The sequence below is a fragment of the Dyadobacter sp. 32 genome, assembly GCF_902506755.1.
Lineage (GTDB): Bacteria > Bacteroidota > Bacteroidia > Cytophagales > Spirosomataceae > Dyadobacter.
Genome location: NZ_LR735258.1, coordinates 6,597,177 through 6,619,757, shown reverse-complemented (window position 1 = coordinate 6,619,757; position 22,581 = coordinate 6,597,177). Strand labels below are relative to the sequence as shown.

The following is a 22,581-nucleotide window of genomic DNA, read 5'->3' as shown; positions in this document are numbered from 1 at the left end:
CCATTAAAATGCCCCTCTGGTTGATTTTCTTAATAGTATATGATTGGTGATTAAAGATGGATAGTTGTATCTGGAAAAACTTTAAAAACGGTGATCGGTTGGCATTTGAAACCCTGATCCGTTTCCATTATCGGGCACTCCTCAGTTATGGAGTAAGGATAGAACCCAATCATCCGGAATTGGTCAAAGACTGCATTCATGACGTTTTCACGCATCTTTGGGAACGAAGGGCATCTCTTTCGGATATCGACGCTGTAAAACCCTACCTGTTGGTGAGTTTGAGAAATCAGATTTACAAAGCGAAACGAAATAGTAACCGATTTACTGCCCTTGACAATACCGCGGATCCGGCAGAAAATTCCTTTGAGGACATCTGGATTGCGGGTGAGACAAAAAAGCAAACCACCAGGCATCTCAACCAGGCAATGGATCAGCTAACCACCCGCCAGCGTGAAGTAATCTATCTGCGTTTTTTTCAGGATCTCAGCAATGATGAAATAGCCGGCGTGATGGGCATCTCCAAACCCGCCGTAGCGAATCTGATTCACCTTAGTCTCCGCAATTTGAAAGAGCTGTGGCCATCTCTGCAGCTCATCCTTATCACATATAGCATGATAATACCCTGCTGATGGGTGAATTTAAACCTTTCAAAAAAAATTTTCATTTTTTCAATGATAATGACTAATCCTGTGGATTAAGGGAATAATCAAGGTGATTATAACCATGGAAAAATACACAGGATACGATCTCAAAGATTTTCTGACTGACGCTGACTTTCGGGAGTGGGTTTTGGCAGGTAAGCCAGCGGATCATCCCATTTGGCCCACACTGTTGCTCCAATTACCAGAGAAAGAGCCGCTGGCAGAAGCCGCCTATACTTTACTCATTGCCTGGAATGAAGGAACTGCAGACTTCACGGAAGATGATCTGGATGTGGAGGTTGAACGCATCTTGGACTCCACTCGGGAACCCGCCATGCTATGGTGGCGCAGGAAGTTGAATCCACTCTACGTTGCGGCTTCACTTACTTTTATTATTGCTGCCTCCTCCCTGATGTTTCTTCAGAAACCAGACAATCAAATGCGCGCGAAGGCATTTCTGGCTGCCGAGCAGTTAATTGAGATAGCCAACCACTCTGATACCATTCAGCGTTTTCAGTTGCCGGATTCAACCCAAATTGAATTATCGCCAAGCGCACGGCTTCATTTTTCCGCTCATTTGGGAACTGACCTCGCACCCGACCCTAAGAAAAGAGAGGTAAGCATGTCAGGAAAAATTTTCTTTGATGTAAAGAGGAATGAACAGCTCCCCTTCGTGATTTACACAAAAGATGTCACTACAAGGGTACTGGGCACCAGTTTCACCATTTCAGCAATCCAGGAAAAATACGCTGTTGAAGTAAGAACCGGTAAGGTTGCTGTTGAAAAGTCAAACATATTCAGAAGTGAAGAAGTACTTGTACAGCCAAACCAGAAGGTCGTTTTCACTGCCAGGAATTTTTCAAATAAACAAAAAGAACTCGAAAAAAGCCTTACTGCCAACCCCACACCTATCCAACCAGTATCGCTATTTGAATACCGCAACACCAGCCTGGAAACAGTCTTTAAGGATCTGCAGAATACCTATGGCATCCCGATCATCTATGACGAGCAACAATACAAGAACTGCACCATCAGTGTAAGATTAAAAGACGAGCCATTTTATTCCAAACTCAACATCATTTGTCAAACCCTGCAGACAAGTTATGAAGTAATTGATGGTGAAATAATCATGAAGCCGAGCACCTGTGAGTAGCGCCGATTAAAACCATAAGTTTAACCGAGTATCCTATCTTAATCCCTTAACCTATGAGAAACAAAAAACATCTACCAAATCCAATTTCCTCTTTGATAGCCCGAATGTCGTCTTTGACATTTGTGTTGCTGTTAATGGCAGGAAACACCTTTGCCGACTCCTTACAGGAGCTACTCAAAAAACAGGTGAGCCTGCAAAAAGGAATGCGATCGCTGGAGTCGGTTTTGAGCGAAATCGAATCCAAAACCCAGGTGCGATTTTCTTATGTCCCTTCCATTATTTCCAACAAACAAAATAATATCACCAGGGAAAAGCAAAGCGTGGAGCAGTTGCTCAACAACCTGCTTCCTCCACATCAGCTGACTTTCGGTTTGAGCGGTCAATTTATCATCATTACCAAACAAGCCGCTGCGAAAAGCGCGGTCACTGACGACTCCCCCACTGCAACGGTTGAAAAGGTAATTAACGGTACCGTGAAGGATGAAAAAGGAGAAACGCTGCCGGGTGTCAGTATTATCATCAAAGGCTCCTCCAAAGGTACAACCACCGATACTGATGGAAATTTCAGCATTGAAACACCGGACAACGCCGACGTACTCATTTTCAGCTTTGTGGGCTACACCTCTCAGGAAGTAACGATTGGTAATCAAACCCAGCTGGCGGTTACCCTTCGTCAGGATAATCGATCGCTGGACGAATTGGTTGTGGTGGGCTACGGAACACAAAAGAAAGTCAACCTTACCGGCGCAGTTTCTACTGTGGATATAGGAAAGGAAACGGAAAGCCGGCCCATTACCTCGCTATCGGCCGGGCTTTCAGGATTAGCAGCGGGACTATCGATTAATCAAGGAAGCGGTCGCCCTGGAAATGACGGAGCGACCATACGAATCCGTGGCCAGGGGACATTGAACAATTCCAATCCCCTGGTTGTCATTGACGGGGTTATTGGGGACATGAACCAGTTGAACCCGCAGGATGTAGAAACCATTTCTATATTGAAGGATGCATCCTCGGCAGCGATTTATGGCTCCCGTGCCGCCAATGGTGTGGTCCTGATCACAACCAAAAAAGGGAAAGCAGGTGAGTTTAAGGTAAATTACAACGCTTTCTTCTCGTCCGCCAAACCTTCAAATGTAGTGAAGACGGTCTCCAACTACGCCGACTACATGGAGCTGATGAATGAAGGATTCAAAAACTCAGACCCCAATGCAACTCCGATATTCTCTCAAGGGAAAATTAACGAGTGGAGAGAAGACGCCGGACGCAACCCGATCAAGTACCCGAACACGGAATGGACCGATGAAGTATTCAAGAAAAACATGCTTCAGAATCATAACATTTCATTTTCGGGAGGCAGCAACACCATCCGGTATTTTGGTTCCTTTGGCTACCTGAACAACCCCGGAATTATAGAACGCTCAACATACAAGCGCTATTCCGCCCGTGTCAATCTCGAAACAGACGTCAAGCCCTGGCTGACCCTGGGCACGATGTTAAATGGTATTGTGGCCAACACAGATATTTCTACAAACTCGATTGCCGATGTGTTTACCTTTTCGGGTGCAAGTATCCCCGGCATGGTATTGAGAGCACCCGATGGTCGGTTCGGATCACCAAACAATCCTGAGGACGATCCCCAGGCCAACAATGCGCTGCACAGCCTGTACAGGAACAAGGGCGATATTAAAATGAATAAAATATCAAGTCGGTTTTATGGAAAACTACGTCCGATGAAGGGGCTGAGTATCGAGGGTTCTTTCAACTACTCATTGGATGACACCCTCACCAGGAGTCAACCCGTCTTCAACGATCGATGGAATTTCTACAACAACACGGTGGCTACAGCAGGAACCGGCCGCACCTCTGTGACAAACAACAACACTAAGAATTACAACTATTACATGGATGGGCTGATTCGCTACGACCTCACAGTCGCCAAGCACCTGGCCATCAATGCCATGGTAGGAGCCAGCCAGGAAATGTACCGCAGAGACTGGTTTTCGGCAAGCAAAATGGATTTGATCGATCCACAGCTTAGCGTAATTGATGCCGCCACACTGGACGCTGCGGCCGGTGGGAACATTACAGACTGGGCCATGCGATCTTACTTCGGCAGAATTAACCTGAACTGGAAAGAAAAATATCTATTCGAGGCCAATCTGCGCAGTGATGGAACTTCCCGCTTTGCCAAAGGATCGAGCAGATGGGGATTGTTCCCATCGTTCTCGGCAGGATGGCGGATTTCCGAAGAGTCGTTCTTTAAAGTTGACTGGTTACCCAGCCTGAAAGTACGGGCCTCCTACGGTTCCCTTGGAAATAATTCAGTAAAAAATTATGAATATCAGGCGGTTTACGCCTCGGCCAATTACATCCTCAATAATAACCTGTTTGTCGGCTTCGCACAAAATGCGCTCTCCAACCCTGCATTAACCTGGGAAAGCACGTACATCACCAACCTGGGCCTGGACTTTGACCTGTTCAATTACAAGCTGGGTGGTTCGCTGGAACTCTTCGACAAAAAGACCAAGAACATTCTGATCAACCTGCCCGCCCCTCTGGTGGTGGGAAATGCCACAATTCCTACACAAAATGCCGCAGAAGTGGTAAATAAAGGTATTGAACTGAACCTGAATTACAGGGATCGGATCGGTGACTTCAACTATCGTGTTGGCGGGAATTTCACTTTTGTGAATAATGAGGTAACCAGGTTCAAAGGAAAGGATCGTACCATTTCCGGCACCAACTTATTGCAGGAAGGCTATGCTATCAATACCCAATACATTCTCTCCGTAGACCGGATGGTACAGACCGAAGCAGATATGGCCGTAGTACAAGCCATGATCGCCAACGCACCATTGGATCCTGTAACCGGCGCAAAACGAAACCCCTTTGCATCCTACGGAACGCCGCAATACGGGGATTTTTTATACAAGGACAACAACGGAGATGGTATTATTAATGACGACGACCGGGTAACAGTAGGCAACGGAACGGCTCCACGTATTTCTTATGGTGTTAACCTTGGATTCGATTATAAAGGATTTGATTTCTCCATGCTCGTGCAGGGAACCTCAGGCTTGCAGGTAATCTGGCACGACCTGTACCACACCACGGGTGTACGTAAAGGATACCAGATCAACGAAACGATTGCCAAAGAAAGATGGTATGCCGGTAGAACGGACGCCACCTATCCCCGTATGCTCAATTACACCGATGTAAGGAATACACGCGCCAGTGATTTCTGGCTTCAGAACAAAGCCTATTGGCGTTTGAAGAACATCCAGCTCGGATATACGCTGCCTGCAAGCATTACCAAACATGCGAAAATAGGTTCATTCAGAGTTTACGGCAGCTTGGAGAATTACCTCACTTTTACCAAATACAAAGGATTTGATCCTGAGGTAAACGGTACACAGTACCCCACCCTGAAACAAGCTTTGTTCGGAATCAACATCACATTTTAACGAATTGAAAATGAAAAAGATACTTATTCTAATATTAACCCTTGTTGTCAGCTCATGCTATGACCTCGACACCAAGCCCTACGATCAGGTGAGTACCAGTTCTTTCTGGAAAACAGAGGCACACGCCTTGCAGGGTGTACTGGGCGTTTATGCCAATATGAAAAATGCCAACCTGCTGGGATTGTACAACATGAACGACAATGGCACCGATATTGCCATCGGATACGACGCTCAGGGTTTCGGTGACATCATCGGAGGTGCCTTTACAAACAGAACCGGTATCATTGTCAATACCTGGAGATCCAATTTCGATGGCATCCAAAAAGCAAATACAGCCATTCGGAATATCAGTGGCATGGCCATTGGGGAGGATGTAAAAAAGGTATTCATTGCTGAATGCCGCTTCCTCAGAGGTTTATTCTATTTCAACCTCCTCAACCTTTACGGAGGTGTCCCCTTGTACGATGAAACGGTGGACCTGAACGCAGACTTCAACAAATTGCTTTCACCACGCAGTACAGACGAACAGGTTCGGGCGTTCATCACTGCAGATCTCACCTACGCTATAGATAACCTGCCAGTAACTTATGCCGCGGTGCACAAAGGTAGAATTACAAAGGGCGCTGCAACGGCGATGCGTGGAAAATTATATTTGTTTAACAAAGAATGGACCAAAGCGATCACCGACTTTGAAGAAGTGGTATACAACAAAACCAACGCTTACGGATACGCATTGTATCCCAATTACGCGGGTTTGTTCAACCTGACCGGAGACGAAAGCAGCGAGATGATCTTTGCTATTCAAAATAAGGGTGGGGTTGGATTTCCGTATGGAATGCCCTTCGCATTTTACCTGGGCACGCGATCTACTTTTGGAAGCTGCTGGAACAACGGTATGCCTAGCACAACTTTGGCAGATATGTACGAAAATAAAGATGGCACTCCGTTCAATTGGGAAACGCATTTTCCAGGATATACCACCAGCAACGATGTAAAAAAGAAGGCCATGATCGCCACCCATACTAGCGGGACTTATACCAGCGTGCCTGATACGGCCAAGCTTGGTGCCATTTACCGAAACCGAGACCCCCGCATGATGCAGTCGCTGGTAGTCCCCTACTCCTGGCAACTTGGCTGGAATGCCAACGCGCCCCGGAATATGCAACTGGTACTGGCGACAGGTGTGAACGAAAACTTTGGCCAAATCCGCAACAACCGGAGCTGGATGACCTACGTCTGGAGAAAATTCGTTCCTGAGGCTGATTTAGGTGGACAGTTATTCGACCGCGCCCATACCCCTTTCAACTTCCCGCTGATCCGACTGGCAGATGTGATGCTGATGCTGGCTGAAGCATACAATGAAGCAGGGCAACTGGATAAGAGTATTGCAGAGTTGAATAAAGTAAGAGCCAGATCCAAAATGCCGGCCTTGAACAGCGGCATACCAGCCCTGGCCGTGTCAGGAAAAGCGGAAATGACCCGAAGAATCATTCACGAACGTGCCGTGGAACTGGCGGGTGAAGGCCACCGTTATTTCGATCTGAAGCGGTGGGGATTACTTAAACAATACACAGCGGGTGTTATTGAAAAGAGTATTGTTGGCGACAACCTCCTGACCAGAGGATTTCAGGACCGCCACGTAATTTGGCCAATTCCCGGTCAGGAAATTGAAATAAACCCCGCCCTGAAACAAAACCCAGGCTGGGAATAAATACAGTTCAAAGAATTAAGCAATGCACTGGTGAAATACGATGTTTCGCCAGTGCGTTGCTTTCTTTTTTGTATGACATAAAAGCAGGAGGTGTTGAAAAAACCATGACTTTTATCGCCCATTCCGACACGACGAACCTCTGATGACCAATTCGGTTTTCAACATAGTCTCATTAGGAAGCCGAAAATCCTCCTCTCCGTCGATGAGCTGAAGTATTCCCGCCGCAGTGATTTTTCCCATCTTCAAGGTAGGCTGCCGTACTGTGGTAAGCCCCGGACCGATATATGCCGACTCCGGATTGTCACTGAAACCTACAACACCCAACTCCTCCGGGATTTTGATTCCCTTCTCCATGGCCATCAGCATGATTTCAATGGCTGAAGAGTCATTTACAGCAAAAATAGCATCCGGCCTACTATCCAGTTCCAACAGATATTTACCGTATATCCTGGCTTTCTGCTGGGTCAGCATTCCCTGGATCACCATATTTTCCTCAATTCTTTTACCATACTTGGCCATCGCCGACTTGTAGCCCCGCAAACGTTCCCTACTTACGGACAGGTTGAGTGGACCACCCAAGTGTGCAATACGGTCATATCCGCTCAGAATTAAATGTTCAACGGCAGAAAACGATGCCTCAAAGTCATTCACCACCACCTTGGAGGCATCCACATGCTCACAGACCCGGTTGAAAAGTATTAAGGGAATCCCTCTTTTCACAAACACATTCAGGTGATCAAAATTGTTCGTTTCCTGGGTGAGCGAAATCAGCAGGCCATCTACCCGGTTGGCCAGCATGGTTTTGGTATTAGACACCTCCACGGAATAGGATTCGTTCGACTGCATGATGGTAAGATTGTAACCAGCCTCGGTGAGTACTTCATGCGCACCGATGATCACATTCGGGAAAAACGGATTATGGAATTCCGGAACAATCATGCCGATTGTGTTCGTCTTGCTGGTTACGAGATTGTGCGCCAGCTGATTGGGCTGATAATCCATCTGTGCCGCAGCCTCCAGCACTGCTCTTCTTGTATCCGGACTGATATCTGAATGCCCGTGCAGCGCCCGTGACACCGTCGAATTGGAAACCCCGGTGAACTTAGCAATGTCAATAATGGTGGTCTGATGTCGCCGGCTCTTTGGCTTTTTGGTAACATCACCGGGATCGGCCAAGGTGAAAAAGTAATTACAACTCTTGCAGACATACCGTTGCTTGTTACGAACATATCCGGCCTTCATTATTGAACCCACATCTTTACATTTCGGGCAGCCAATCATTGTATTATTTCAATAGTTATAAAGTTTCGATGCAAATCCACATTCAAATATATCTCATTTTCTTAGAATAAAATTTTCATATAAAAAATAATCATAACCATATATCGGCAACGTGACCGCAAACGTTACCGATACTTTTTGTGCTAATCCCTGATCAAATTGACTTAATTTATGCTTGATTCTGCATCCCAAGCAACGTATCTTCAAACAAAAGTGCCAAATGGCTATTGTGACACTATTTAGGAATAACCAAACTCCGGTAACGTTTTGAGAAATTTTTGATCCATTTTGGTACTATTTAAATAAACATCCTTTTATCTAACAACTCGTATTATGTTAAAAAAAGTACGCTATCTATTTTTGATAACCATCCTGTATTTGGGAGCGGCAAGTTCCGGATTTGCCCAAAACGTGGTTTCCGGAAAGGTTGTCGATGACCAGGGCGAGGGAATTCCCGGCGCCAGTGTAACTGTAAAGGGGACGCAGCAAGGAACACTTACCGACGCAGAAGGTACGTATTCGGTAGAGGCCGCCGCAAGTGGAACACTGGTTTTCTCATTTGTAGGTTACCTGAAAGAAGAAATCGCAATTAACAATCGCTCCCGAATCAATGTCACGCTTAAAGTGGACACGAAAGCACTTGAAGAAGTCGTGGTAGTCGGTTACGGTACCCAGCGAAAGATAGAAACAACGGGGTCCATTGCTTCGGTGAAAGCCGCTGATCTTGTGCAGACACCCGTGGCCAATATCGCCCAGGGATTACAGGCTCGCGTCGCTGGTTTGCAGGTCAGCCAAAACTCTGGTGCTCCCGGTGGAAATATTAGTGTGAGAGTGAGAGGAACCAACTCTATCAATGGAAATTCAGAACCGCTTTACGTCATTGATGGAATTCAGATTTCAAATGGGGGTGGAATCACGGATGTAAGCCCGCTTTCGACCATCAACCCCAACGACATTGAGTCAGTGGAAGTGCTCAAAGACGCTTCCGCATCGGCTATTTATGGAGCCCGGGCTGCCAACGGGGTCATTCTGATCACCACAAAAAGGGGCAAAAGCGGTTCAACCCGCATCGTATTCGATAGCTACTATGGCACACAAAAGGTCAATAAAATGCTTCCTGTTTTGAACGCGGCAGAATTTGCGCAGCTTGAAAATGAGGTATTTAAAAATAACTATTATGCCAATCCTGCATCACTGGGTGAAGGTGTCAACTGGCAAAAACTGATTTTCAGGACAGCGCCCATTCAAAATCATCAATTGTCAATAAATGGAGGGAGTGAAAAAACACAAATGGCGCTTTCTCTGAATTACTTTGATCAGCAGGGTACCTTCATCGGTTCCGGTTTCAAGCGTTATTCATACAGCGTTAACCTCGATCACCGGGTCAACAAAGCAATAAAAATTGGTACCAGCATCATGGGCAGTTATTCCATTAACGATGGTATCCAAACCGGCGGCACCAACATCGGTGACGGTGGAGCCGTGCTGTCTTCTGTGCTTGGTGCCGCAATTGGCGCTCCCCCAACACTTCAGGCCTACCGGCCCGATGGCTCCATTTTCCCATTCGGAGAGCAGGCAAATGGGCAGTATCGTGAGGTGGTAAATCCACTCAACTTTGCTGCTGCCCTGAATGAACGGAACATCAAGCGTTCGCTGATCAACCTGTATGGAGAGGCTAATATTTTCAAAGGGTTAACCTACCGTGCATCATTCAATGCCGACCAGAGAGGAGAGCTTTACAATGGTTACTCACCTCGTGCAATTATAAACAAGAATGACCTGAACGACAATTCTGGCTCGGCATCCAAGATCAACGTCAACTACCTGGCGCTGTTGCATGAGAGTATCCTGACCTACGGCACAACCATTGCTCAGAATCACACTTTGAAAGCAACGGCTGTTTTTGGCACACAGGTAGAGCTTGCGAATAGCAATTCATTATCAGCCAACGGTTTCCCGAACGACGCTACACAAAACGAAGCACTTCAGTTGGCACTTACCACCACCTTATCGAGCAGCCGCACCAGTCAGCGACTTGACTCTTACATGGCGCGTGTAAACTATGGTTTCAAGGACAAATTCTTTGTGGACCTTACAGCAAGGATCGATGGTTCGAGTAAATTTGGGGCAAATCACAAATACGGCGTTTTCCCGGCGATTTCAGCCGCCTATCGCATCATCGAAGAGCCATTCATGAAAGACATCACATGGCTTTCCGACCTGAAACTCAGAGCCAGCTATGGTATCACTGGAAATGCAGGTGGCATAAACCCTTATCAGTCGCTGGCAACTGTATCTGCAACAGGAAGCAATTACATGCTTAATCATACTTATGCGACAGGTATCAATCCGAACGGCATCGCCAATCCCGACCTCAGATGGGAGCGCTCAACACAGACGAACATTGGGGTTGATGTAAGTTTGCTGAATAACCGCATCAGTTTTATAGCCGACGTTTACCATAAAAAAACCGACGATCTCCTGTATGTAAAGACCCTGCCGTTGAGTTCGGGTTACAATAATATTACGGGCAATTTTGCTGCACTGCAGAACAAAGGCCTTGAACTGGCTGTGAATGCCCGTATTCTGAACGGCGCATTCAAATGGGACGTGTCGGCCAATACAACCTTCAATCGCAACAAAGTTCTTGACCTGGATGGCGGTGTTACCAACGAGACTTTTGTAAACACCTACACGCTTCTTAAAGTAGGCCAACCGCTAGGCATGTTTAAAACCTACGTATTTGACGGAGTGAATCAAACAGGTGAGGCCATACTGCCCGGCTACGATGGTCGGCTCGGTGGTCACAAAGTGAAGGATATGAACGGGGACAACACCATTACATCTGCCGACCAGGTAATTGTAGGTAACCCCAATCCAAAATTCATTTATGGTTTTTCAACCAACATGTCTTTCAAAGGTTTTGATTTTGGAGTATTTCTCTCGGGATCCCAGGGTAATGATATCTACAACGCCAGCCGTTTATCCTTTGAGAACCCGCTTGGACAGCGAAATCTGCTCAAAGGTGTGGTGGACCGCTGGTCGCCAACCAACCCAAGCAACCAGTACGTAAGTGCTGCTCAGGGAGGGCGTTTGCCCATCACCAATTACGTAGTAGAAGACGGTTCCTACCTGCGCTGTAAAAATATGACACTGGGCTATACGGTACCCAAAATCGGAATCATACAGTCTATTCGTCTCTACGTGAGTGCCAATAATTTATTCACCGTGACCAAGTACAGTGGATATGATCCCGAGGTAAATACACATGCGGGATCCAATACGCAGATTGGTGTGGACAATTTTGTTTATCCACAGTCCAGAAGTTTCCTTGGCGGTGTTCAAGTAACATTTTAAGCTCGATCCCAATTATAATAAAATTGATATTATATGAAAAAGATATTTAAAAACACAGTTTCAATGACAGGGGTATTCTGTGCCAGCCTGTTGTTGAATTCCTGTGCCCTGGAAGAAACGATTTATTCATCCATCTACACCGAAGCCTTTTACAAAACAGCTGCCGATGCCGAAAAAGGCCTTATTGCCGCCTACGGGGGGCTCGCAAGCCTGGGTGGTGGACCTGCATTGACTATTATCGGCGATTTCAGCGACGACCAGACTTACCCACGGGGTGTTGTAGGCCGCAATACGCTGACCCAATTTACCTATGACGTCAATTACACGACACAAAAGAGCAATAGCCGGATCAACGAATCCCCACAATGGATATGGACAGCCAGCTACGCAGGTATTGAGAAAGCCAATTGGGTCATTGCGAAAGTACCTGAGGCTGTGATGGATGAAACACGAAAAAAACAGATTGTCGGAGAAGCTTATTTTCTGCGTGCATTCTATCATTTTATGCTCGCAAAAAACTTTGGTGAAATACCCGTTAAAATAACGCCCAGCTATTCTGAAGCAGATGCGATTACTGCCAAAAGCCCAAAGGCCGATGTCTACAAACAAATCTATGCCGACCTGGATCAGGCAGTAGCGGCCGGGCTCGTTTCATTTCCCACGATTGATAAGGGGCGTCCTTCCAAAGAAGCGGCCAATGCACTGTATGCCAAAGCGGCATTATACAATGAAGACTGGGCTAAGGCGCTGGAAAAGGCCAAAGAGGTGATCAATAGCGGCAAACATTCGCTGATGGCCGAGGTACTGGATGTTTATAAAAACGACAAAGAAGATGCAGCCAGGGCGGAAAATATCTGGGCATACGAGGTTGACCCTGTTTCGCCGGGTACAAGCCACCAGTTGGTGGGTCTTTGTGGCCCTCCGGGAAGTGCTGCCCCAGCCTATGCGAGAACTTCATTTGGATCCATGTTTGCGTATCAGGCATTTTTTAATTCGTTCGATCCCAAAGACAAGCGCAGACAGCTGCTTGACACCAACTATGTTGATAAAGCAGGTAAGGTAGTTCCGCAAAGAAGCATCACGCCCATCACCACAGAAGGTGTGTTGATCAAAAAATATCAGGATCCCAACTCCACCATTGGACTGATCCCAAATGTTCCTATACTTCGTCTGCCAGATGTATACCTCATTGCTGCCGAAGCAGAAGCTAGGCTCAATGGAGCTACGGCCGTGGCGTATGGGTTCATCAATACAGTAAGAAAGAGGGCGGGGCTTGCTGATTTAACTGCCGGACTCACCAAAGACGCTTTCGTTGATGCGGTGATCCAGGAAAGAGCCTGGGAGTTTTTCGCAGAAGGCGACCGCTGGTATGACCTTACCCGCACTGGCAAATTCCTTACCGTAATTCCAAAAGCCGTGAATAATGTTTATCCGGTACGGACCGTGTCTGCCAAGAATAAGTACTTTCCCATTCCGCAGGATGAGATCAATGCCAATCCTAAATTGGTACAAAATCCCGACTGGAAGTAGTAGTACCAACGCATAACGGTCTCTTGATAATAAGAGATGGTTATGCGTTTTCAACCAAGTTATCGAAACATAAGACTGCCTGAATGGCTAAGCAGACTTTCATTTTCATAATCGCGATGTTACCGCTTTTTTACATACCCTGTGTGAAAGGAGGCATGCATGACCATGTGTCAATCGAAAAGCGTTTAGCGGTTCCCACACTGGACAGGATAAGAGCATTCGGCATTCGTGAAAACGATACACTGACCTACACGCTAAAATTGGTATTGGATAAGAAAAACCGACCCCAGTATTTCTTTAGAAACATCTTTACCCCTGTGTGTTATACCAACGAATGCAAACCGGTGCATGTCAATTTTTACTGGGACTTGTTGGGTAATTATGTTCGCTACGAAATGCCGGCCGGAAAAATCCTCACCAAGATCGATCACGATGAGTTTCAGAAAGAAGACTATGACAAGCTGGCCGATATCCTTTCCAGGTCTAATTCCATATTCACCGATCTGAAAATGGAAGACCTGATGACCAAGGGAACGGATAGCCTGGCCGATAATGTGGACGCAAAAACAGGTGCCACGCTGAAAACGATAAAAAATGAGGTGATCGACGGGGCCGTATACACTTGCTTCACGCTCTGGCACATTGCCTATGGAAAGCAGGTGATCCGTAAAATGCAAGAGGTGACGGAATCCTATATTGGCAACGAAATGCTTCATAGCTTCCTTGCAAGCAACAATTACCACTACCAGTATTGGGCCATGGATAAAGTAATTGATAGAAGTGGGCTGGTGATGAACGGCTTTGAAAAAGACATTGATCAGATTATATCAGGTAAAAATCTTTTTACGGCAAGAGCCGCGTTGCTGAAAGTTGGCAATTCCTTTTTAGTAGGCACAAAAAAACAAAACTGGCTTTGGGCCACCTACAGTGCTACCTCATATCCTATGCAAGTGGCCATTTTGAAACGACTGGAAAATGTCCCCCTCATTGATAATATGGAAAAGCAACTGGCAGCAAGTATAGCTGGATCCAACCAGGAACTGTTCAGATTAAAGTTGGGGATTTTAGCAAAACAGAAACAACTATCTGAACAGGCACAACTCATATTGGCAAAGAATCTTGAAATGGAAAATGAGGATTTCACCGCACAGATTTATCAGGTATTGGAACATTTTCAACCCAAAAATATTGAGGTAAAGGATAAAATGAGCAGGTATAAAAGCAAGTGATGATGTGAATAAATGGCCAACAGAAATGAAATTCAACCTTTTCAGGGTTGCCACTTACCCGGTATACATGATTACAAGGGTTTTACCCTCGGGTATTCAGTTTAAGCCCTTCGGGTATCATCAATTTTAGTAGATATAAACAAATGACTATTCAATTTCCCCGGGCTTAGGATATCCCGAAGCGATACATCTCTCTATCCCGGATCAAGTGCGGAGAATTATAATAACTACACCTAATATCATTATGAAGATCAACCTAACCATACTCCTGACCCTTGTAGCCCTTCGGCTAGCAGCCCAAAACCACGTATTTGTCGAAACGGAGTCCTTCGAAAATAAAGGCGGCTGGGTAATTGACCAGCAATCCTATGTGGTAATGAATTCTTCCTACCTTATGGCACATGGCATGGGCCGCCCGGTCAAAGATGCCTCCACTACCGTAAAATTCCCGAAAACAGGGAAGTACCGTGTTTGGGTACGGACCAAAGACTGGGCGCCGTTCCCAAAAGGCCCTGGCAAGTTCAGGGTTTCGATTAACGGCAATCCAATCAAACAGGTCTTTGGCGAAAGCGGATCGGCCGAATGGAAGTGGTACGACGCGGGAGAAACAGATATAAAATCTACTGAGGTAAAACTGGCACTGACCGATCTGACCGGTTTCAATGGCCGGTGTGATGCGATCCTTTTTACCGATGCGCCTAAATTTACGCCTCCCAATAAACTGGATGAACTGACTGCTTTTCGAAGAAAATCCTTGAATCTGACAGAAACACCAGCATTGGCAGGACGTTATGATATGGTGGTAGTGGGTGGCGGGATTGCTGGTACCTGCGCAGCTATTTCGGCTTCGCGAATGGGCTTAAAAGTGGCGTTGATTCAGGATCGTCCCGTACTGGGCGGAAACAACAGCTCTGAAATCCGTGTGCATTTAATGGGTGATGTGGATAAAAACCATTATCCCAAATTAGGTCGTATTGTGAGGGAAATGGATAACGGAGACCCTGGAAATGGCAATCCCGACGCCAAAGAATATGGCGATGCCCGAAAAATCGCGATCATCAAAGGTGAGCCGAACATTTCCCTGTTCCTGAACACCTTCGTTTTCAAGGCTGAAAAGCAAAACGATATTATCACAGCGGTGGTGGGCCGGGATATTGCTACCAACCAGGAATTACGATTTGAAGGCTCGTTCTTCTCCGACTGTACCGGCGACGGAACCTTGGGCTATCTGGCAGGAGCAGATTTCAGGATGGGACGGGAAAGTCAGGCCGAAACAGGCGAATCACTTGCAGCTGAAAAAGCCGATGATTTTACCCTCGGCACCTCCAATCTTTGGGCTTCACTTCCAAGTGATACAGCAACCAGCTTCCCGGCCACTCCCTGGGCTTTGCAATTTTCAGATGAGTACCACATTGATAAAGCCAAGGCAGACTGGGAGTGGGAAACAGGATTTGGAAACTTCAACACCATCACGCAGGCTGAAGAGATTCGTGACCACAACCTCCGCGCGATTTACGGCAACTGGTCCTATTTGAAAAACAATAAAAAAGACAAGTACGCGAGGCAGGAACTAGCCTGGGTTGCCTATATTGGTGGAAAACGGGAATCGAGACGATTAATAGGCGACCACATTCTGAACCAGATGGACATCCAGGAAGGTAAGTTTTACCCGGACGGCTCCGTTACCGCCACCTGGACCATTGACCTGCATTTTCCGGATAAAAACAATAGCAAATACTTTGAAGGGCAAGAGTTTTTCGCCAGCACCAAACACATCAAGGTAGCGCCCTATACGATTCCGTACCGCTGCCTTTATTCCAAAAACATCCAAAATCTTTTTATGGCGGGAAGGAATATCAGTACCACCCATGTGGCTTTCGGAAGTACTCGCGTGATGCGTACCTGTGGTATGATGGGTGAAGTAGTTGGGTTTGCTGCCTCGGTGGCAAAAAAATACAAAACCAGCCCCAGGGGAGTATATCAGGATCATTTACCTGAATTGGTAGGAATATTAAAAGGCGAAACTTTGGCTCCACAGCCCTGAGTATTATGCGCCACGAATGCACCGCTGGCTAACCGAGATTGTTATTTATTCAAATGCTTTCTTAAATATTGGCCTGCATTCGTGGCCATTATTAATGTTGCATCCCTACGGGATTTCTAAATAACGGATCATTGATTTTCTACCAATGTGACATCGCTACGCGATTGTTTAAACGGCAATTGAAAATGAATTAATGCCTGACGGCATGTAAAATAGGTAAAACAAAAAAGACACAAATCCGATAAAATGCTGTCAGGCATGTAATATGGGTAACAAAAAACGCAGATCCCGATAAATGCCGTCAGGCATGTAATATTGGTAACAAAAAAACGCAGATCCCCTAAATGCCGTCAGGCATGTAATATGGGTAACAAAAGAAACGCAGATCCCCTAAATGCCGTCAGGCATGTAATATGGGTAACAAAAAAAACGCAGATCCCATAAAATGCCCTCAGGCATGTAATATGGGTAACAAAAAATAGGAATTAACAACTAATCAATGAAGTACCTGAAACTGATATCGGCGGTCTTTATAATCATGTTTTTATTCGAAAACATGATTACAGCCCAGCATCAACTTCCTATGATTTCAGTCAATGGAACAGCTCAGGGGACAACTTATCATATAAAATATTTTGATTCAAAAAACCGAAATTTTAAGATACAAATCGATTCAATTTTAACAGACTTTGACAAATGTCTGTCATTGTACCGTCCCGATTCGGAGATTTCACTTTTCAACAGTTCACACGCTTTAAAATTTCAATCGCCTTATTTTTACCCGGTTTTGAAAAAGTCGAAAGAAGTCTACGAAGCAACGGACGGGATTTTCGATCCTACCATTATGCCACTCGTTGAAGCCTATGGATTTGGCCCGAAAACGAATAGAAACCCGGATGGAAATATTGACTCCCTCCTCAGGCTCATTGGATTTCATCATATCCAGTTCGATTCTGTGGGTATCAGAAAAGATCAGGAAGGCATAAAGCTAGACTTCAACGGAATCGCACAGGGCTACTCCGTGGATCTCATCGGCCAGTTTTTGCAAGATCATGACGTCAGTCGGTTCATGGTGGAAATAGGTGGTGAAATTCTGTGCAAAGGGGAAAAAGCGAACGACCAGCCATGGGTGACCGGCATCGAAAACCCGCTCAAAAAAGGATCATTACACAGTACTGTTCAGCTCACAGATCGCGCCATGACTACAGCTGGGAATTACAGGAATCACTTTGAAAAGAATGGGCAGGTTTTCAACCACATCATCAACCCAAAAACGGGATCGATGGAACAAACTTCCCTGCTAAGTGTAACCGTTTTTGCCAAAGACGCAATAACCGCCGATGGATACGATACCGCGTTTTTTATAATGGGTTTGGACGAGACAAAGCGGTTTATCTCAAAACGCAGGGATATGGATGTATTCGTGCTCTATACCGATCCCGGAGGAAACTTGAAGTACTATTCATCCGAAGGAATCAAAAATTTTATCCAAGAACAAAAGACCATTAAATGAAAATTTCGCTAATACTTTTTTCGCTTTGTTTATTTTTTGAACAAGCTGCTGCTCAACGAACAAATCCTTCGAGCCTGATGAATGACCGGGTGCATGTGAAATGGGTAACAACGAAGGAGAAAGACTGGAAGCTTGGCACTGTGCAGATCAAGAAAAACAATAAATGGATTGACCTCGCAGTAGCCTCAGGTGAATACACCTTGCTTTATTCTGAAACCAAACCATCGGCTGAGCCAAAAGAGTCTTTTGAAAATATTACAGGAGGCAAATTCCCGGAGGAAGCCTATCACTACCAGCAATTACAATGGAAAGAAAGCATAACCGAAGTACCGCTAAATACAGCCGGCAAAGCCTACCACTTTTTTCCATCCTCGATTCTGATCAAAGAAAATGAAATAGAACTTAAAAAGGAGACTGAAGTTGCCACAATCATTTCAATCTGGAAACTTGATCCCGATTTCCCCACGGACATCAAAGTGACCATGACCCTTATACCGAAAGTAAAGGGTTTCTTCTCGCTGGCTACGCCCACCCTGGCCAGTGTTCCTCTTGACAAAATGGCCTGGGTTTCGGTACCAGGGTATTTTCAGGGCAATTTTATGCAAAAAAACTTCGCCTTATCTTATGCTTACGGGCACGGCATTCCGGACCGTCCTGTGGTTTACAGAGAGCGCTGCGCTACCACCCTCAGTCCGCTGGTGAGCACCAAGTCCGGCGCAACCCTGTCCGTGATTCCAGAGCCGGGACTCGCCCGAGATCCATGGGCAAAAGACAAATTTACGCAGATAGACTGGCACCTGGGATTATCCCATATGAACCGAAAAGGCCAGCTCTCTCCCACCCTGTATTACCCGGTATTAGGAGAAGACAAATCCGAACGAAATCCTGGTCAACAGATCAGCTACTCCTTTCGTTACAGCCTTACCGATGGTGATTGGTTTGAGACGATCAACCATGCTGCCTACGATATTTATAAATTCAAGGAGACCCTGGCGCTTCGCCAGAGCAAACAGGCGCTTACAGACAGGATTGAGAAAATGCATCATTATCTCACCGATCCGAAAACCTCTCTCTGGAATATTGAAGAATACAAGGGCAAGCAGATCGGCGCGCAGTCTTACCTGGGTGGCGTGGTAGGCTCACAAAAAGATGCCATGAAGAATGCAGATTACGGCGCCATGTGGATGCTGGCCACTGCCACAGGTGATCCAGAATTAAAAGAAAGAGTACTACCGCCCGCTAAAAATTTCAAACTTGTACAGCAAGATACCGATAACGGTTTTTTCAAAGGAGCCATTGAAGGGCAATACTATCTGGCGAAAAGTAAAAAGTTCGTGGAAGAATGGGGCGAAGTAGTCGAACCGATCGCCCTGACCTACTATGTAATGCTGGACATGGGCAACATGCTTTTGTTTGAACCCAATAACGCTGAATTAAAAGAGCGCCTGAAACTTGGAGCAGAAAAATTGCTATCGTGGCAAAAACCTGACGGAAGTTTTGCAGTGGCGTACGACCGAACCAATGAGAGGGAAATATTTAAAGACCTTCAGGACGTACGACCTACCTTTTACGGTCTGATGGTCGCTTATCGTAGTCTGAAAGATCAAAAATATCTCAAAGCTGCTCAGAAAGGAGCCGATTGGATCATCAGAAATTCTGTTGAAAAAGGCTCCTTCCTGGGGGTTTGCGGAGATGCAAGGTATGCCCCCGACTTTGCTACGGGCCAATCCGCACAGGCGTTTCTGGATTTGTATGACCTTACCAAAGACAAACGCTATCAGGAAGCCGCCATCACCTGTGCCCGGATTTACACGGCCTCTGTTTATACCCATCCCATAGCAAGCACCGAAATCAAAACAGTAAAGGATGTACCCCTTCAGGACTGGCAGATTAGTCAAACAGGCCTGAGTTTTGAACATGGGGGCATTTTTGGTTCTGCAACGCGTTTGGGGCCCATTCAGTTGGCAAGCCATGCCGGGATGTTTATACGCATGTTCAAACTGACCGGAGACCAGATTTTCGCTGATATGGCCAGGTCTGCGGCAATTGGCCGCGATGCTTTTGTAGATCGTAAAACAAGTGTGGCCTCCTATTACTGGCAGGCCATGAACCGTGGTGCCGGCCCCTATCCGCATCATGCCTGGTGGCAAATCGGCTGGATTACCGATTATCTGATGTCAGAAGTGGATTTAAGGTCAAATGGAAAAATTTCGTTCCCACGCGGATTTGTCACACCTAAGGTGGGCCCACACCAGACTTATGGATTTGCACCTGGAAAAGTACATGGCAAAGCAGCAAACCTGGTCATAAGAGAAGCGTTTACTGAATCTGATCAACCGGTGATTGACTGCATACTGGCTGAAAACACGCAGAACAAAGAGGCCTATATCATCGTCCTGAACAATCGCGCACAGCCTACCGCAGGCAAAATACTCATCAATCCTGAAAAATGGGCTGCAGGAAAAAAAATTAGGAGCATCATTAAAACGGCCTCCAATCAGGCTATTCCCACCGCTGATAAAATGATATCGTATGAGATAGCCGGCTTCGGAATTGAGACATTTACGGTATCATTTGAATAAAATATGAAAATCAGATTATGACCAGAAGGAGTAAAATATTTCCCTTACTGACAATTCTCAGCATTTTATTTCAATCCGTATCTGCGGGTGCAGGAGTAAAGCTGCCTTACTTTTTCAGCGACAATATGGTTTTGCAACGTCAGAAACCCATCCAGTTTTGGGGAACAGCGCAGCCAAAGTATGCATTTATCGTAGAATTTGCAGGGGAGAAAAAAAAAGTGGAGGCAGGAACAGACGGCACATGGAAAATGAGTTTTCCTGCAAGAGAGGCAGGTGGCCCATATGAGTTCAAAATAAACGCAGACAGTTCTTTTTCCTTTAAAAATATCCTGATCGGTGACGTTTGGCTTTGCTCTGGCCAATCGAATATGGAATGGACTTTGAACAGGACTTTCAATGCTCCCTATGAGCTCAAAAATGCAAACATCCCGGAAATCCGATCCTTTACGGTAAGCAGGGAAATCAGCTCGGATCCACTTCAGAATGTATCACCTGCAAGCTGGCAGGTGAGCACACCTGAGAACGCAGCCTCATTCTCGGCGGTCGCATTCTTTTTCGCAAAAGAGATTAACAAAACACAGAAAATTCCGATTGGCATCATTCACTCTTCGTGGGGAGGAACAGCCATTGAGCCCTGGATTGGCATAAAAAGCTTAGAACAACACCCTGATTTTAAAGAACTAGCGGTCAAATACATCCAGGAAAACCAGGGAAACCAAAAACTCGAAACCAGCCAGGAGACTTATGCAAAGCATATGCAGCAATGGATGGACGATTTTCAGAAAACGGATCCAGGTTTTGCAGAAAAGTGGTATTCACCAGCCTATTCACCCAACAACTGGAAAACGCTTGTAGCCCCGGCTTACTGGGAAGACCACGGATTGCCCGACTTTGATGGAATTGTCTGGCTGAGAAAAGAAGTGCATGTTCCAGCGCAGATGGCAGGCAAATCGTTGCTCATCAACCTGGAAACTTTAAAGGACGTGGATATCACCTTCTTCAACGGGACAGAAGTGGGGCGAACCTCCTGGCAGCCAGGAAGACGGATATATGTCATTCCCGGAAATCTGGTCAAAACAGGTAAAAACCTTGTAGCCATTCGACTTGAAAATCCGGCGGGTATGGGTGGGTTCACTAGCCGTGATGCATCGGACTTACGCCTGCAGGAGCTGGTTGAGTCAGAAAATCCACTCATCATTCCACTATCCGGTGACTGGCTTTTCAAAAACAGTTTACATGTTGCGGCATATCCGGCCAAACCAGCAGACCCATCCCAAAACAGGAGAAAACCTTCGGTCATTTACAATGCCATGGTAGCACCATTTGCAGAGCTGGGACTGAAAGGTTTCCTGTGGTACCAGGGAGAAGCAAATGCCAGTGAGGCTGGTAAATACAGTAAGCTACTTCCATTAATCATTACAGACTGGCGGAAACAATTCAACGACCCGAATCTGACTTTTCTAATTGCACAATTATCGGCTTATGGCGCGTTGACTTCCAACCCGGTTGAATCCTCCTGGGCGGAATTGAGAGAAGCGCAGCAATCCGCCTTGGCTGTACCAAAGACCGGCTTAGCAGTCACTTATGATATGGGCAATCCTTACGATGTGCATCCGGTCTACAAACAGGAAGTTGGCTTGCGCCTCGCGGCCGAGGCACGCAGAATAGGCTATGGAGAACCAAATTTACAAACTTCGCCATTGTACCAGTCTATGCAGATAGACCGTAATAGGATCAGGCTGCAATTCAAATATGCCAAAAAGGGACTGGTATCCAGAAACGGCCCCCTTAAAGGCTTTGCCATAGCAGGCGCTGACGGGAAATACGTTTGGGCCACTGCTCAGATTGAAGGAGAAGAAATAGTCGTTTGGCATGATTTGGTGGCAGAACCCAGGTCCGTCCGTTACGCCTGGGCAAATAGTCCGGCGGAAAGTAACGGCGCTAATCTATTTAATACGGAGGGTTTTCCGGCAGCACCTTTCCGTACCGATACCCCGAACCAGAGCAAAATATCAAATATTATAACGAAGTAATTGCCAATACACTTTGCATAAGATTGGCAGGAATCATTTACCC

The 22,581-nt window shown here is 46.1% G+C and carries 12 protein-coding genes; 11 read left to right on the top strand and 1 reads right to left on the bottom strand.

Features of this window, described 5'->3' with window-relative positions; translation table 11 throughout:
* Positions 1 to 56 precede the first annotated feature (56 nt).
* The 4 genes from DYADSP32_RS27055 to DYADSP32_RS27040 all read left to right on the top strand — a co-directional run bounded on the left by DYADSP32_RS27055 (position 57) and on the right by DYADSP32_RS27040 (position 6,969).
* A complete protein-coding gene (locus tag DYADSP32_RS27055; RefSeq protein ID WP_149239840.1) occupies positions 57 to 629 on the top strand; it encodes a sigma-70 family RNA polymerase sigma factor in 573 nt (190 codons plus the stop codon).
* Positions 630 to 723: 94 nt separating this feature from the next.
* Positions 724 to 1,794 carry a FecR family protein gene (locus DYADSP32_RS27050; RefSeq protein ID WP_149239841.1) on the top strand — a complete coding sequence of 357 codons (1,071 nt, stop codon included), beginning with the start codon at positions 724 to 726 and terminating at the stop codon, positions 1,792 to 1,794.
* Positions 1,795 to 1,847: 53 nt separating this feature from the next.
* Positions 1,848 to 5,258 carry a SusC/RagA family TonB-linked outer membrane protein gene (locus DYADSP32_RS27045; RefSeq protein WP_149239842.1) on the top strand — a complete coding sequence of 1,137 codons (3,411 nt, stop codon included), beginning with the start codon at positions 1,848 to 1,850 and terminating at the stop codon, positions 5,256 to 5,258.
* 10 nt (positions 5,259 to 5,268) lie between these two features.
* On the top strand, positions 5,269 to 6,969 hold the full coding sequence (locus DYADSP32_RS27040) for a RagB/SusD family nutrient uptake outer membrane protein (RefSeq protein WP_149239843.1): 1,701 nt from the start codon (positions 5,269 to 5,271) through the stop codon (positions 6,967 to 6,969).
* 111 nt (positions 6,970 to 7,080) lie between these two features.
* On the opposite strand, the gene DYADSP32_RS27035 is transcribed toward DYADSP32_RS27040, so the two are convergent.
* Positions 7,081 to 8,211 (bottom strand): substrate-binding domain-containing protein, encoded by a 1,131-nt coding sequence (locus DYADSP32_RS27035; RefSeq protein WP_414618092.1) that lies wholly within the window; start codon positions 8,209 to 8,211, stop codon positions 7,081 to 7,083.
* A gap of 372 nt (positions 8,212 to 8,583) precedes the next feature.
* Between DYADSP32_RS27035 and DYADSP32_RS27030 the strand changes: the two genes are divergently transcribed.
* From DYADSP32_RS27030 to DYADSP32_RS27000, 7 genes are all read left to right on the top strand, one after another.
* Positions 8,584 to 11,607, top strand: a complete 3,024-nt coding sequence (locus DYADSP32_RS27030; protein WP_149239845.1) for a SusC/RagA family TonB-linked outer membrane protein — start codon at positions 8,584 to 8,586, stop codon at positions 11,605 to 11,607.
* A 33-nt stretch (positions 11,608 to 11,640) separates the two neighbouring features.
* Complete coding sequence (locus DYADSP32_RS27025; RefSeq protein WP_149239846.1) at positions 11,641 to 13,137, top strand: RagB/SusD family nutrient uptake outer membrane protein; 1,497 nt, start codon at positions 11,641 to 11,643, stop codon at positions 13,135 to 13,137.
* Between the two features lie 83 nt (positions 13,138 to 13,220).
* Positions 13,221 to 14,366 (top strand): hypothetical protein, encoded by a 1,146-nt coding sequence (locus DYADSP32_RS27020; RefSeq protein ID WP_414618091.1) that lies wholly within the window; start codon positions 13,221 to 13,223, stop codon positions 14,364 to 14,366.
* 244 nt (positions 14,367 to 14,610) lie between these two features.
* The gene (locus DYADSP32_RS27015) at positions 14,611 to 16,410 is read left to right on the top strand and encodes an FAD-dependent oxidoreductase (RefSeq protein WP_149239847.1); all 1,800 of its coding nucleotides are present in this window, start codon (positions 14,611 to 14,613) and stop codon (positions 16,408 to 16,410) included.
* A 499-nt stretch (positions 16,411 to 16,909) separates the two neighbouring features.
* Positions 16,910 to 17,923, top strand: a complete 1,014-nt coding sequence (locus tag DYADSP32_RS27010; RefSeq protein WP_414618090.1) for an FAD:protein FMN transferase — start codon at positions 16,910 to 16,912, stop codon at positions 17,921 to 17,923.
* Positions 17,920 to 20,505 carry a glycerophosphoryl diester phosphodiesterase gene (locus DYADSP32_RS27005; protein ID WP_414618089.1) on the top strand — a complete coding sequence of 862 codons (2,586 nt, stop codon included), beginning with the start codon at positions 17,920 to 17,922 and terminating at the stop codon, positions 20,503 to 20,505. The genes DYADSP32_RS27010 and DYADSP32_RS27005 overlap by 4 nt, the downstream gene beginning before the upstream one ends.
* 17 nt (positions 20,506 to 20,522) lie before the next feature.
* Positions 20,523 to 22,538 (top strand): sialate O-acetylesterase, encoded by a 2,016-nt coding sequence (locus DYADSP32_RS27000; protein WP_149239848.1) that lies wholly within the window; start codon positions 20,523 to 20,525, stop codon positions 22,536 to 22,538.
* Positions 22,539 to 22,581: the final 43 nt, after the last annotated feature.